Genomic DNA, 14,336 nt, shown 5'->3' on the forward strand with positions numbered 1-14,336 from the left:
AAAATCAGTTACTCCTGTCCTTCATTTTCCGATTTGCTCTCCTGCTTTTCAAAGACCAGGCCATTGGTATTTTCCGCACCCACCAGGGTCTCGTAGAAGGTGATGTTCACATTCACATTGATCAGCTCCGCCGCGGACATGCCGCCCGCCTCCCCCCTGCTCTTGTTCACGGAAATGGACAGGTCCTTGAGGATACAGCGGTAGGGGCTGGAATGCATCTGCTCCAATATGGAGCGCACCTTCTGGTACGTATCTGCCTGGAAGGAAATGGAAATATCCCGTCTGACAATATTTCCCGACGCCACCGCCTCGGAGAAGCTTAAGTTGTAGGTGGCGGCCGGGGAAAGGGCCTCGTAGAGGTCCGTAATCTCGTTCTTGATATTGTTGTAGGGAAGCAGCTCCCCCTGCTGTTTCTCCGGGGCGTTTTCCAGCTCATCCACCATCTTCTTTTTCCGGGTTGCTTTCATCATCTGCAGCTCCAGGTCCTCCTCCACCGGCACCTGCAGGGCGGCGCACCGCTCCACCTCCAGATTCACCGGGCGGTAGAGGGCGAGATAGTAAAACAGAGCCAGCAACATCACGCTGAGCAGCAGAAGCAGCCACGCTTCCCGGGCCGTAAATTTGCGGTTCATCATCGGTCCTGCCCTCCTGTCAGCGTGATGGTCACATTGGCCGTCACGTTCTGCCGGTCCTGGACTTCCTCATTGTTCTCGGTGGCGGCCGTGGCCACCGATATGTACTGCACCTGGGGATTGCTTTCCAGGTCCGCCACAATCCCGGATATGGTGTTTAAGGGCACGTCGGTGATGGAAATCCGGCAGATATTACCCTGAATGGAGATGCTGGACAGATCGGCCTGATTCATCACACATTCCTCCAGCAGGGTCAGAACGTCCAGACGGTCCCTCAACACGGCCTCGTCCTCGTTCAGATAGTCGTTGAAATACTGGCTGTACTGTTCCCGCACCGCCTCGTAGTCCCGGTTGTACTCCACCAGTCCGCTTAAATCCGCCTGAACCTTTTCAAGCGAGGCCTGGGCGGAGGTCATTTTCTGGAGCTGTCCCTGAACGCCGAAGCGGACAAAGAGGGCCAGAAAGACCAGAAACAGGAGGAAGGCCGGAATCGCTCTGGAAGGGCTGTTGATGGACCGCTCCCGGAACACTAAATTGACCGTCTGTTTTGAGGGATATTCATTTTTTCGGACAGTAAACATATCTCTTACGCTCCTTCCCCCTAACGGTAGGTGATCCCGGCCGCCGCCGGGCTGGTGAACGCCTCCGGGGGCAGCTGTCCCACGGTTTTAAACAGCTCCGCCACCGGCCTTGGGGCCAGCGGAATGCTGCGGACCACCGTGTCCACCAGCGGGGTGATTAACGAACCTCCGCCGCAGAAATACACGGTGTCCAGCCTGCTTGCCGGATTGTTGAAGCCGTAGAAATTGATGGCGCGCATGATTTCTACTGCGATGGTGTCGAAAATATCCTGACAGCACGGCAGCGACCACACATTTTCATAGTTCTCCGTCACGTAGGCGTGGGCGATGTGCTCATCCAGATTCCGCTCATCCGCCACGGCCCGATCCAGCAGGGAACAGCCGTGGTCGATTTCCCGGGTCACCTCAAACCGGTGGCTGGAAAATATATGCAGCTTGGTGGTGTAATACCCCAAATCCACAAAGCAGTATTCCCTGGTTTCCTCCGGCTGCTCCTCAGCCTCGTACGCCCGGATCAGGTTGGAGTAGGCAAATATCTCCGGCGCCGCAACAGTCAGCTTGAATCCCGCGTGCTTTATCATCAGCGTGTACTCCTGAAGCTTTTCTTTCGGCGCCGCTGCGGCCATCAAATCCATGGAAAAGGGCCTGCCGTCGTCGTTATAGTGCATTTCCAGCAGGCAGTAGTCGAACACATACTTTTTCCGGCTCTCGTTGATGAAATCGTGGAACTCGTAGGGGATGTTGATTTTCAAATGCTCCACCGTCATGGCGGGCATGGTCAGCCGCTTGGAGAACGCCACGCTGTTCGGAAGCACCAGCGCGCACTTTTTGTCCGTAAAACGGTGTTTTTTCGCCATCTCCTTCAAAAATTCACTCATCGCCTCCATGGAAACGATGGTTCCTCTGTTCACATAGTTGTCCGGCAGCGGTTCTATGGCCACCCGAAGCACGCAGTTGTCCTCGCACTGCGTCATCTTCACCTGCCTGGAACCGATCTCAATTCCTGTAAAACTGTCCGACATCTTCCGTCTCCTTTCAGGTTTCCCGCGAAAAGCCGCGGTCCCCGCCTTTTTATGACAGGCCGAAAAGCCCTAAATACCAACTGACCAAAGGACCGCCCCCCAGAAGGCACAGCCAGGTGCCTGCGGCGATGGCCGGGCCGAAGGGGATCGCCGCCGGGTCCCCCGGTTTTCTCCCGGAATCCGGCAGCAGAGCCGCCAGAATCAGGGCCAGGAGGCAGCTTACGATCACGTTCAACAGATTCACCGCCAAGCCCAGATAGAGGCCCGTGACAAAGAACAGCTTCACGTCCCCGCCTCCCAGACTCTCCCGGCCCAAAAGCCGGTCGAATACCAGGGAGACGGCGAGCATACCGCCTGCGATGAGAATTCCGCCTGACAGACCTGATATGATATATGAGCCCAACGGTTTTTCCGTGATCAGCGCTCCCGCGCACCACCAGAGGATGGCCGCCACATGAAAACGATCCGGTATCTCATAGGATTCCAGATCCGTCAGCGCCACCCCCAGCAGAATCAGGGAGAATACCAGGTAATAGGGAGCCGCTGGCGTCAGGCCGAAGCGGTACAGGAGGCAGATTGCCCCGAAGGCGGACAACAGCTCTACGGCCGCATAGCGGGAGGAAATCCGCTCCCCGCAGTAGCGGCATCGGCCTCTCAGCGCAAACCAGCTGACTACGGGCACCAGGTCCAGGGCCCCCAGCACATGGCCGCAGGACGGGCAGCAGCTCCGCCCCTTCGTCACCTTCTGTCCCCGGACCAGCCGCCAGGACAGGCAGTTCACAAAGCTTCCTCCGGCCGCGCCTGTGACGGCGGCCAATATTGTAACGTAAAGGGTGAACCCCCAATCATCTGCCGGCATTGTATCCCTCTCTGACCCAGGACAGGGTGTAGTCTGTCCCGTCGTATTCAATCCTGATCACCATGGTTCCGGCTTTTCCCTCGAATGTTCTGCCGTCGATTTCCATGGTGTGATATTCGTTGTAACCCCGGGGAATCTCCCCGGTGATGGTGTTGGTGTCGTGGTCGAAATAGCCTGTCTGGACGCCGTTTTGGGTGTGGGGACAAGCGCTCCCGCCGTCGCAGCCTTTGACGATGCAGCCGTCGATGGAGTTGAGGCTGGCTACCCGCTGGGCCGTCTCCACCATGAGGCGGTCGTTGCCGATTTTGACGGAACGGGTGTAGCTGGTGATGGCGGTGGCCAGGAGGGCAAGGGCAGTGGCGGTGAAGCAGAGGAGGCAGATTGTTTCGATGAGGGATAGGGCGTGGGGGGAGTTTAGTTTGTGGGAGGGTGTTTGCATGTGGGGTTCCTGTCTGTTGTTTTTTGAGGTGTGTTTTGGTGCTTAGCAAAATGTCTCAGGATAGAGATATTTTGCTAAAAGCCAAAAAGTGAGTGGACTTAGAATTTCTATAAATGGGGAATGAGAAGCCGCAACCCTTCGGCTTCTCAAAAACATTTTATTACGTGGTCCCTACAGGTACCCACTTCATTCCAATTTCAACCTCACCATCCGTCGTCGTAGGTGCCGTTATTGTAACTTCTATTATCTGTCCTTTACACTTTGTATCATCAGGATAATACTCTCCATATGTTACTCCACCCTTGGTCTCTGTTCCTTGCCCATATCCATTTATGTCGCTTTTCTTATCCTTCGGCTGCAAAACACCATTATCCGCATCGTAATAAAATGGATCAGCGTAATTAGCATCTGATTCAGTTAAATACATCGACGCAGCCGCAGCCTTCGCCGCCCTCATATTCGCCACATCCGCAGCCTCCCTAGCCTTCTCCAGCTTACTGCTGAAAATCGGCACGGACACCACCACCAGCACTGCAATAATTGCCACAACAATCAGCAACTCAGCCAATGTAAAGCCCTTTTTATTTAATTTCTTACTCATCCTATTCATTTTTAAATCCTCCTGCTATGGTTTCTATCAATGTACTTCTCTGATCTTTCATCCTGCAGACTCAGGAACCACGGGTTGTGATGGTCCGGCCTGCATATTGCTACATCATATCGTAGATATTAAAAATCGGCAGATAGATGGAGATCACGATAAATCCGGCGATTCCTGCGATCAATACCAGGATCGCCGGTTCCAGCTTGGAGAGCGCCTTCTGGGTGGCGTGCTCCGCCTCATTGTCAAAATACCGCCCGATGGTCTTGAGCGTTTCTTCCAGCTCCCCCGTCTCCTCACCGATCACACACATGTCGTTGAGGGTCTGTGGATAGCAGCCGGACTCCTTCATACAGGTTCCCAGGTGGCGGCCCTCCTCCAGCCCGGTGACCATCTTGCTGGTCTCCAGTGAGAGCATATAATTGTCCAGCGTTTTAGCCGTCACCGCCAGCGCCCTGGCCACGGGAAGCCCCGCCCCCAGCAGCGTGGACATGGTATTGGCAAACTGGCTGGAAGCGTTCAGCATGCTGATCTTCCCCAGAATGGGAACCTTCAGCTTCAGCCGGTTCCATTTCACCCTGCCCTCCTCCGTCCTCACAGCGGCCACAGACAGGGCTGTCAGAAGCAGCAGCCCCAGCAGAATCCAGAGAATATGCTTCTGGAAAAATGCCGACACAGAGATCAGCGCCTTCGTGGACGGCGGCATATCCCCGCCCAGCTCATCAAAAATGCCGCTGACCGTGGGAATCACCTTCACCATCACCACGATCATCACCACCACGGCGATGATCATGACAAATACCGGGTAGGTCAGCGCGGCCGACACCTTCTGTTTCGTCTTGTAACGCCTCTCGTAGAACCCGCTCAGGCTCTCAAAGGCATTTTCCAGCGTTCCCGATTGCTCCCCCGAGCGGACGGTCTCAATAAACGTCAGGGGCAGCAGCCCCTTCCCGGCGGTCTCAAAGCTGTCCGCCAGCCCGTACCCCGCCGACACGTCCCGGGCCACATTACTGAGAATCCGTTTCAGCCGTTTGTCCTCCGACTGGCCCGCAATCAGCCCCACGCATTTGGCGATGGGCATCCCCGCCGCCAGAATCACGGAAAACTGGGAGCACACCATGGACAGGGCCTTCAAATCGATCTTTTTTACATTTATTTCCTTTGTCAGGAAACCGGAGCGCTCCCGCACCGGCGTAATCCTGGTCACCAGGCTGCACGTCTCTTTGATCTGAGCCACGGCCGCGTACTCGTCATACGCCTCCACAATGCCGCTCACCGGCAGGCCGTCCCGGGAAATCGCCTTGTATTTAAATGTGACCATGTCCTATCACCCCCATCCGGCGGCGGCCGTCACACCAGCACATACCGTTTCATATAATCCGCGTCCCGGGCGGCTTCCTTCGCCGTCCTGGCGGAAATGACCTGATCCTTGTAGAGCCGCACCAGGAAATTGTCCATGGTGATGCTCCCCTCCTGAGCCGCGGAGGCCATGGAGCTGGCGATCTGAGGCGTCTTGGCCTCCCGGATCAGATTGCGGATGGCGGGCGTCACCATCATCAGCTCGCAGGCCGCCACCCTGCCCCTGCCGTTTTTGCGCTCCACCAGCTGCTGGGACAGCACCGCCAGAAGGCAGGTGGAGAGCTGAAGCCGTATCTGCCGCTGCAAACCGTCCGGGAACACATTTACAATGCGGTCAATGGAATCAGCCGCGGAATTGGTGTGCAGGGTCCCGAATACCAGATGGCCGGTCTCCGCCGCCGTCAGCGCCGTCTCGATGGTGTCCAGATCCCGCAGCTCGCCGATGAGAATCACATCGGGGTCCTCCCGCAGGGCGGCCCTTAAGCCGTCCCCGTAGCTTCTCGTGTCCGTCCCGATCTGCCGCTGGTTGACCACGCACTGGTCCGGCGTGTAAATGTACTCCACCGGGTCCTCCAGCGTGATAATATGCCCTTTTCTGGTGCGGTTGATCTCATTCAAAATGGCCGCCAGGGTGGTGGATTTACCCGAGCCGGTCTCCCCCGTCACCAGGATCAGCCCCCGCTTCATGGACGGGAACTGGGAAACCGCCGGTGGAAGCCCCAGACTGTCCAGCTCCGGAATCCGCCCGCTCAGCAGCCGGATGGCGGCGGAAATATGCCCCTGCTGCCGAAACAGATTGATTCGGACCCGGATGCCCGCAAAGGTTCCCGCCAGATCCAGCTCTCCGATCTCCCGGATCCGCTCATACGCCTCTCCGGCCAGCTCCCTGGCATAACCCTCGCAGTCCGCAGCCGTCAGCATTTCCCCGTCCATATCTTCCAGCCGCCCGTCCCGCCTGAATCTCGGCGGCAGTCCTTTTACCAGATGAATATCCGAAGCGCCCGCGTCCCCGGCCGCCCGAATCATTTCTTCGATTGTCACGTCTGTTCCTACCCTTCTATGGAATTGATGGTGCGGCGGGCCTCGTCAGCCGTGGTAACACCCTCCAGCACCAGGCGCCGGCAGTTGTCCCGGATGGACACATAGTCCGCCCCCTCGGCCGCCTGCACCAGTTGTTCCTTTGAACCGCCCTCCGCGATGCAGCGGCGGGTCTCCCGGTTCATCATCAAAATCTCAAAAACACCCGTCCTGCCCCGGTAGCCGGTGTCAAAGCAGTAGGGACAGCCCTTGCCCTTATAGAAGGTGACATCGCTGCCGCGGTCCATGCCCAGAATCTCCAGATCCTCCGGGGTGGGCTTGTAGGCCGTTTTGCAGTTGGGGCAGATCCGCCGGACCAGGCGCTGGGAAACGATTCCGTTGAGCGCGCTGGCGATCAGATACGGCTCCACGCCGATATCCTTCAACCGGTCGATGGTGGAAATGGCATCGTTGGTATGTATGGTGGAAAGCACCAAATGTCCCGTGATCGCGGCCCGCATGGCGATCTCCGCGGTCTCGCCGTCCCGAATTTCGCCCACCGCGATGATATCCGGGTCCTGGCGCAGAATGGAGCGCAGGCCGTTGGCAAAGGTCATATCCACCTTCTCGTTGATCTGCACCTGATTGACCCCAGAAATATTATATTCCACCGGGTCCTCCAAAGTGACCAGGTTGACCTCCTCCCGGTTCAACTCCCCGATCATGGTGTACATGGTAGAGGATTTACCGCTGCCCGTGGGGCCCACGATCAGGATCACGCCGCTGTGGTTGGAGATCAGCTTGGCGTATTTATCCAGGTCCGGGCCGCTGAGGCCGATGCCCGCCTTATTCAAAAGGTCGGTGGACTTGTTCAGGAGACGGATCACCACCTTTTCCCCGTAAATAAGCGGCAGGGTGGAGATTCGCAGATCGATGTCCTGGCTCTTGATCCTCACGTTGGCGCGGCCGTCCAGCGGAATTCTGCGCTCCGCGATATTCATTCCGCCCATGATCTTGATGCGGGATATCACCGACGACTGCAAATCCTTGGGCACGGTGAGAATCTTGTGGAGCATGCCGTCGATTCTCATGCGAACCGCCACGTCCGTCTCCCGCGGCTCGATGTGAATGTCGCTGACCCGCTCGGTCACGGCCCGCTCGATAATGGAGTTCACCAAGCGCACCGTGGGCGCGCTGATGGTGTCCTCGTCCCCGATCTCCAGGGAGGGCACCGCGGACTCCGGCGACTGCTCCGCATTTCCCGACTGGCGCATCTCCTCGATGGCCCGGGCCACGCCCTCGTTTCCGTACAGGTTCATGATGGCCCGGTCGATGCTGTTGGCGGTGGAAATCATGGGGATCACACGCTTCCGGGAGGCGGTTTTGGCCTCCTCGATGGCCATGAAGTTCATAGGGTCCTTCATAGCCAGGTAGAGCGAATCCTTCTCCACCCGGACCGGCACCACCCCGTATTTGCGCGCGATATTCTTGGGCACCTGGGCGGACATTCTGGGATCGATGTCAATTTTGGACAGATCCACAAACTCGATCCCCAGCTGCATCTGAAGGGCCTCGATCAGCTGTTTCTCCGTGATCACGCCCCGGTCGATGAGCAGCGTTCCCAGGCGCTCCTTCGTCTCCTTCTGCAGCTGCAGCGCATGGTTTAACTGCTCCTCGTTGATCAGCCCAACCGACAGCAGCAGGTCGCCAAGTCTCTTATAAATCACGTTTTGCTCCTCCCCGGAGCTCACGAAAAAAGCCCCGCTGAATATTTAGAATGTTTTTATTATATCCCCTTTTGATTTGGTAATCAATTACAATTTCTCTTCCAGATCGGAGATTTTCGGTTTTTTTTGACTATTTTTGCATTATGTAGAACTTTCTGAAATTTCTGAAATAGAAAAACAGCCTGACTTCTGCTTATGGTGCAAAAGACAGGCTGCTCTCTCTTATCTTTCTTCTACTTCAGATCAGAAAGGATGGCTTCGTCCTCCCCCTTCCCCCAAACAAGATTCCGTCTCATAGATTTCCCCTTCCTTCATCACAAACGCGCAGTCCAGCAGCGCCTTGGGGTCTTTCATCAAATCGCGCTTCCAGGCCGAAATATCGGCATACTTTCCCACCTCCACCGTTCCGATACAATCCTCCAGTCCCAGGATACCGGCGTTGGTGCTTGTGGCGGCTTTTAGGGCCTCGAATGGCTTCATGCCGCTGTTCATCCAGGCCTCGTACTCGTAGCCGCTCTCATAGTTCTGGTGGACCGCCACAAAGTCCGTGCCGTAACCCAGACGGATTTTGCTGTGGCAGATCACCTCCCGCCCGGCCTGCAGCGCTTCCCGGTAAAGCTCCAGTTTTCTGCGGAATTCCGGCTGCTTGTCCTTCAGCCGCTCCGGGTCGTAGTGGACGGCCTCCTCGTAGGGCGAGAAAGTGGGCACCAGGTAGATTCCCCGCTCCTCAATCATGGCGGCCGTCTCCTCGTTCATCAGGCTTCCGTGCTCCATGCCGTCGATCCCTAAGCGGATCAACTTCTGCATCAGCTCGTTGGTGTACACGTGGGCGGTCACTGTTTTGCCCAGCTCATGGGCGGTGGTGATGATCGTTTCCAGCTCCCCGTCGCTTAACTGCTGCTGGACCGGCGTGTCGTAAGGCGTAAAAAAGCCGCCCGTCGCCATGATTTTGAGGAAGTCCGTGCCATACTTCACCTGCTCCCGGACCGCGTTGGCAAAGAAGTCCCGGCCGCTTCCCAGCCCGGGCCGCTGCCGCTGCAGCAGCCCGGACAGCTGCGGATTGCGGGCAAAGCCCTGGCTTAAGTCGCCGTGGCTTCCCGCCGTGCAGAGAAAAACCGGAGCGGCCACGATGCGGGCTCCCGGCAGATATCCCCGTTCCACCGCCTCCTTCACATCCAGAACACCGTAACCGTTGCTGGTGATTCCCCCCACATGGCGCACCGTGGTGAAGCCCCGGGCAAGTGCCATTCTTGCGCAGCGGGCGATGGCCAGGGTCTTGGCTTCCTCGCTGGTGGTGTACACCTCCTCGCGGACCGTGTGCCAGTCAATATAATCCATGTGCATGTGCGCGTCGATCATGCCGGGCGTCACCTGGCAGCCCCGCAAATCGATTTCCAGGGCATTTTCCGGCTCCGGAACCTGCGCTCCCACCGCTGCGATGCGCCCGCCGTCCACCAGGATACTCTGCCCCGGCTTCCACTCTGCCGAAACGCCGTCGTAGAACTGTCCGCAGCGGATGATTTTATATCGTTCTTTCATGTTTTTCCTCCGTGAACGCATTTATTTCCGCCTCACTGCCGGGCTTCTCCGGCTCCACGGCCTTAAACTCAGCCTTAAACTCATACTCCGGCGGTTCCTGCCCCAGGAGATGGCGCACGAAGAAGTCCAGCTTTCTGCGGATAAAGTACAGGTCCGCGGACACGTTGTGGTTCACCCTGGGCAAAATGAGCAGCTCATAATCCTTGTTGCAGCGGATCAGCCGGTCGCACAGCCGCAGGGTCTGGGACATGCTCACATTGTCGTCCAGGGCGCCGCAGGCCAGAAACAGCTTTCCCTTCAGATTTCCCGCCAGGCGGGTGATATCTCCCTGCCCGTAGAGTTCTTCCTGATACAGCCCGTAGTAGCGTTCCGTCCAGGAGTTTTCGTACATCCGCTGATCGTAGTTTCCCGCGGATGCCACGCCTGCCCGGTAAATCTGCGGGTAGCGGAACATGGCGGACACGGTGGCGTAACCGCCCCCTGAGTTGCCCCAGATGCCCACCCGGCTCAGATCCAGGAATGGAAATTGTTCCTTCAGCTCCGGCAGACAGGCCGCGTGGTCCGCCAGACCGGCGCACTCGTGGATGGCTTTCCAGCTGAATTCGTGAAACCGTTTCCCCCGCCCAGGCGTTCCCCGGCCATCCAGGATAATTCCGGCGATGCCTACCTGGGCAAACCCCTGGAGGCCGCCCATGGCCTCCCGTCCCATAGCGTTATCCCAGGTAAATTCCCTGGGTACATTGTAGAGCTGGGCTCCGCCGTAAATGTAATCAATCACCGGATATTTAACATCCGTGGAAAAACCGGCGGGGCGCACCAGAATCCCCCAGAGTCCGGTGACTCCGTCCGCCGCCTTCACCGTAAAACGCTCCGGGACCTGATAACCTGCGGCCAAAAGACCGCTCACGTCCGCCCGCTCCAGCTCCCGGATCAACGCGCCCTCAAGGTCCCTGAGCACCGTCACCGGCGGTAGGTCCACCCGGGAGTAGGTGTCGACAAACGCCTGCTCTCCGATTGTGACCCGATGCACCGCATCCTCAGGCGTGAGCCGCGCCAACCCGCTGCCGTCAAAATTCACGGCAAAGAGCTGATAATAGAGGGGATCGGAGCAATCCGGCACATTGTTTGCCATAAAGTAAATGCGCCCGGCCGCCTCGTCCACCTTTACCAGCTTCTGCACAATCATTTCCCGGCACGCCGCGTCAAATAGGTCGCCCTCGCACGCCCCTGTGTCCAGGCGGTAGCGGTAGAGGTGGGCGTATCCGCTGCGCTCGCTCTGCCAGAAGGCCAGCTTCCGGTCCGCGGTCACAAAGTTGGAAAATTGATAGCTGCCGAAGCCGTCCAGCTGTCCAAAGGCTCCCAGATTCAAAAACGTGTCCGTGGTCTCCCGGACGATCTGCCTGGCCGCTCCGGTGGCAGCCTCAGCCAGGTACAGCCTGCCCTCCCCGTACCCCCGGCTGAACCAGGTGAAGTAGAACCCGCTGCTGTCCGGAAGCCAGCGCACAAAACTCTTTTCTTCAGAGGTGAACACCGGGTCCAGATACGCAGGCGCCTGCACCATGGTCATGTTCCGCAGCTTCACGTCCCCCACGCAGAGCGCAAAATGCGGCAGCTCCCCGTCGGAATCCCCGGCAAAGGGACAGGGGTACTCCCACAGCCTTGGGCGGATATCCTGCGGCGAGTCCCCAAAGGATTCAATGGCGTAAAGCTTCTTTACCGCTCTGCGGTCCGCCCGGTATGTGACGAAATAGTGCCCGTCCGGGCTCCACAGCACCAGCGGATGCTCTGCGGCCCCCTGACGCTTCACCGTAATCTGGCTGTAGACGTCCACGTAGCAGCCGTACTCGCAGAGAGGTTCGCCGTCAAACGTCAGCTGGGTTTCCCCGCCGCCGTCCAGAAGATAAAGGTTGTGTCCGCGGTAAAAAAGACGGCAGTGACCGTCCGGAGAGACGCTAAAGCCGCTTTTCTCCGACCGGCGCGCCTGCGCCGGGTCTGTATCTCCGTTGAGAGCCCCCTGGGGATTCCCGGCTTCACCGGAACGAATCTCCTCCTCGCCAGTCAGAGAGTTGACCCGCACATTCACCGTCTCTTTCCCGCTTTCCCCACGCGTTTCCCGGTCATAGGAAAAGAACACCCCGTCCAGCCATCGGATCTTCGGGCTGCCGTTTATTACCATCTCTCTCGTATATTGGGGCAGCATCCGCTCCGCCGCCCGGTATTTTTCCAGTAAATCCATCATCTCATTCTCCCTGAAAGCTCCAGCTTATAAAAACACCTGGACGCCCGGCCCCAGCGGCAGGTTGAACACCACCCAGACCACCATCTGCACCACCCACACCAGCAAAAACGCGATGGAATAGGGAAGCATCATAGAGATCAGGCTTCCCATGCCGAACTCCTTATCGTACTTTTTCGCCATGCCGATGGCAATGGGTATGTAGGGATAAATGGGGGTGATCGCGTTGGTGCAGGAATCGCCGATGCGGTAAATCACCTGGGCGAAGGCCGGGCTGTAGCCCAGCATCATCATCATGGGCACCAGGATCGGCGCGAAAATGAACCATTTTCCGGAGCCGCTGGTCATAAACAGGTTCACCACGCAGCACAGCAGGATAAAGAACAGCATCAGGGGAATTCCCGTAAACCCGGCGGCCTGCAGGGCATCCGCGCTCTTAACCGCAATGATCATGCCCAGATTGGTGTAGCTGAACATATTGATAAACTGTGCGATGACAAAGACCAGCACAATATACCCGGTCATCCCCTCCAGCGCCTGGGCCATAAACAGCGGCACGTCCGAGCTGTTCTTCAGGGTTCCCGCCACAACGCCGTAGACAACGCCCACCAGAATGAAATAGAAAATCAGGATCGGTACCAGGCCTGCGATAAACGGACCGTTTAAAATGGACCCATCCTCCCCGCGCAGGATACCGCCCCTGGGAATGACCATGAGCGCGAAGGCCAGGATAAACAGCACGCTGAAAATGCCCGCCGCCCGCAGCGCCTTACACTGGCGCTCCGTCAAGCCTGCCTCCCCGGCCTCATTTCCCTGGGCCCGGTAGGTTCCCAGGCGGGGCACAATAAATTTCTTGTTGACAAATACACCCGCCACCGTCAGCGTGAAAACGGATACGAACATAAAGTACCAGTTGCAGGTGGCGTTGACCGTCATGGAGGGATCGATCAGCTGAGCGGCCGACTCCGTAACGCCGCTGAGCAGCACATCCGTGCCCGCCACAATGATACAGGCCGTAAAACCGGCGTTGGTCGCCGCGTAACCGGCCAGAAGCCCGGCCACCGGATGCATGCCGACGGACTCAAAGGCCGCCGCTGCCAACGCGGGAACAACAATGATGGAAGCCTCGGAGGCAATGCTCCCGTTGATGCCCAGAAACAGCACGGTGGCGGTCAGACACCACAGCGGCACGCCCAGAATCGCCCGGCGCATGGCTGTGGTAAGCAGGCCCACCTTCTCCGCAAATCCGATGGCGATCTGCATGGCCAGCACCAGCCCTAACGGGGTGAAGGTCTGGAAATTCGTCAGCAGGTTCTCCAGCAGCCAGACAAATCCGTCCTTGCTGATCAGACTGTTGGACGTCACCGTGTCCCCGGTGGTGGGGTTCACCACGCTCACTCCGGCAGCGGAACAGAGCATGCTGATCACCGCCAGGATCAGGCACAGCCACAAAAACAGGATGTAAGGGTGTGGAAGCCTGTTGCCCGCCCGCTCGATAAAATCCAGCACGCGCCCCCCTCTTTTTTTCTGCATCGCTTTTTCACTCATATGCGCATTCCTCCTTGGTACTTCATTTTCTTTTTTAGACCGTGGTCTTATTATAAGCAAAAAATAAGAACGGCGCAATTACATTTTGCCATTCTTAATTTTATAAAGTCAAACTGTGATTTTTATGCAGTTTTTTCTCTTCGATTCTTCTAATCTTCACGATAGCTCCGATAAAACCGTTCCATCTTTGGCATACTGGCCTCCGTCAGGTCGTATTCCCCCTTGGCCAGGCACCAGGATATCAAAAGGCTCCGCTCCTCCTCAATGATGTCGGTCACGATCTGGCCGCAGTCCAGCTTTGTCGTCAGCTGCCCCAGCTTTTGGCCCTGGGACACGATGGACGACAGAATCCTTCGCACCGCCCGCTCCTCCCCCCAGAAGGAGATTCCCGTGGTGCCGGAAAGCTGGCTGATGTAAAGACTGGTCAAAAGCTCGGCGCCGATTTCATTTGACAGGAACTGAAACATATAGCGGTTGATCTCCAGAAGCTGGTCCCTGGCATGGGCTTCCCGGCAGATCAGACCGTAAAGCTCGATGTATTTCTGATCGAATATCTCGTACAGGGAATCCAAAAGCTCCGCCTTGGCGTGAAAATAATAGTAAAATCGCCCTTTGGAGCACCTGGCGCCGCGCAGAATGTCCTCCATGGTCGTATTCTGGTATCCCTTCTGGTAAAACAGCTGCCAGGCCGTGTTTAAAATCTGCTGCCGCTGCCGCTGCTCGTTTTCCTCGTCCTTTGTCCGCATACTCCATTCTCCTTACCGGCTCAATGTGAT

General features: G+C 57.4%; 13 protein-coding genes. All 13 read right to left on the bottom strand.

The window, feature by feature from the left end; all coding sequences use genetic code 11:
* Positions 1-8 precede the first annotated feature (8 nt).
* On the bottom strand, positions 9-635 hold the full coding sequence (locus ACK2JC_RS00930; RefSeq protein WP_227168970.1) for a hypothetical protein: 627 nt from the start codon (positions 633-635) through the stop codon (positions 9-11).
* A complete protein-coding gene (locus ACK2JC_RS00935) occupies positions 632-1,213 on the bottom strand; it encodes a hypothetical protein (protein ID WP_092360415.1) in 582 nt (193 codons plus the stop codon). The genes ACK2JC_RS00930 and ACK2JC_RS00935 overlap by 4 nt, the downstream gene beginning before the upstream one ends.
* A 20-nt stretch (positions 1,214-1,233) precedes the next feature.
* Positions 1,234-2,235 carry a pilus assembly protein PilM gene (gene pilM / locus ACK2JC_RS00940; protein WP_368270983.1) on the bottom strand — a complete coding sequence of 334 codons (1,002 nt, stop codon included), beginning with the start codon at positions 2,233-2,235 and terminating at the stop codon, positions 1,234-1,236.
* Positions 2,236-2,284: 49 nt separating this feature from the next.
* Entirely contained in the window at positions 2,285-3,094 is an 810-nt protein-coding gene (locus ACK2JC_RS00945; protein ID WP_320936479.1) for a prepilin peptidase, read from the bottom strand.
* Positions 3,081-3,533 (bottom strand): hypothetical protein, encoded by a 453-nt coding sequence (locus tag ACK2JC_RS00950; protein ID WP_320936480.1) that lies wholly within the window; start codon positions 3,531-3,533, stop codon positions 3,081-3,083. Before ACK2JC_RS00950 ends, ACK2JC_RS00945 begins: the two co-directional genes overlap by 14 nt.
* 160 nt (positions 3,534-3,693) lie before the next feature.
* Positions 3,694-4,143 (bottom strand): prepilin-type N-terminal cleavage/methylation domain-containing protein, encoded by a 450-nt coding sequence (locus ACK2JC_RS00955; RefSeq protein WP_320936481.1) that lies wholly within the window; start codon positions 4,141-4,143, stop codon positions 3,694-3,696.
* Between the two features lie 100 nt (positions 4,144-4,243).
* Positions 4,244-5,455 (bottom strand): type II secretion system F family protein, encoded by a 1,212-nt coding sequence (locus tag ACK2JC_RS00960; protein WP_276947958.1) that lies wholly within the window; start codon positions 5,453-5,455, stop codon positions 4,244-4,246.
* Positions 5,456-5,484: 29 nt separating this feature from the next.
* Positions 5,485-6,534 carry a type IV pilus twitching motility protein PilT gene (locus tag ACK2JC_RS00965; protein WP_320936482.1) on the bottom strand — a complete coding sequence of 350 codons (1,050 nt, stop codon included), beginning with the start codon at positions 6,532-6,534 and terminating at the stop codon, positions 5,485-5,487.
* A gap of 8 nt (positions 6,535-6,542) precedes the next feature.
* Positions 6,543-8,237 carry a GspE/PulE family protein gene (locus ACK2JC_RS00970; protein WP_320936483.1) on the bottom strand — a complete coding sequence of 565 codons (1,695 nt, stop codon included), beginning with the start codon at positions 8,235-8,237 and terminating at the stop codon, positions 6,543-6,545.
* A 243-nt stretch (positions 8,238-8,480) separates the two neighbouring features.
* Entirely contained in the window at positions 8,481-9,776 is a 1,296-nt protein-coding gene (locus tag ACK2JC_RS00975) for an amidohydrolase family protein (RefSeq protein WP_320936484.1), read from the bottom strand.
* Positions 9,760-12,015: a prolyl oligopeptidase family serine peptidase gene (locus ACK2JC_RS00980; RefSeq protein ID WP_368270984.1), complete on the bottom strand. Its 2,256-nt coding sequence runs from the start codon at positions 12,013-12,015 to the stop codon at positions 9,760-9,762. Before ACK2JC_RS00980 ends, ACK2JC_RS00975 begins: the two co-directional genes overlap by 17 nt.
* A 24-nt stretch (positions 12,016-12,039) precedes the next feature.
* On the bottom strand, positions 12,040-13,560 hold the full coding sequence (locus ACK2JC_RS00985) for an AbgT family transporter (RefSeq protein WP_320936486.1): 1,521 nt from the start codon (positions 13,558-13,560) through the stop codon (positions 12,040-12,042).
* A gap of 149 nt (positions 13,561-13,709) precedes the next feature.
* On the bottom strand, positions 13,710-14,306 hold the full coding sequence (locus ACK2JC_RS00990) for a TetR/AcrR family transcriptional regulator (protein ID WP_320936487.1): 597 nt from the start codon (positions 14,304-14,306) through the stop codon (positions 13,710-13,712).
* Positions 14,307-14,336: the final 30 nt, after the last annotated feature.

This window comes from Enterocloster lavalensis (assembly GCF_046603895.1).
GTDB lineage: Bacteria > Bacillota > Clostridia > Lachnospirales > Lachnospiraceae > Enterocloster > Enterocloster lavalensis.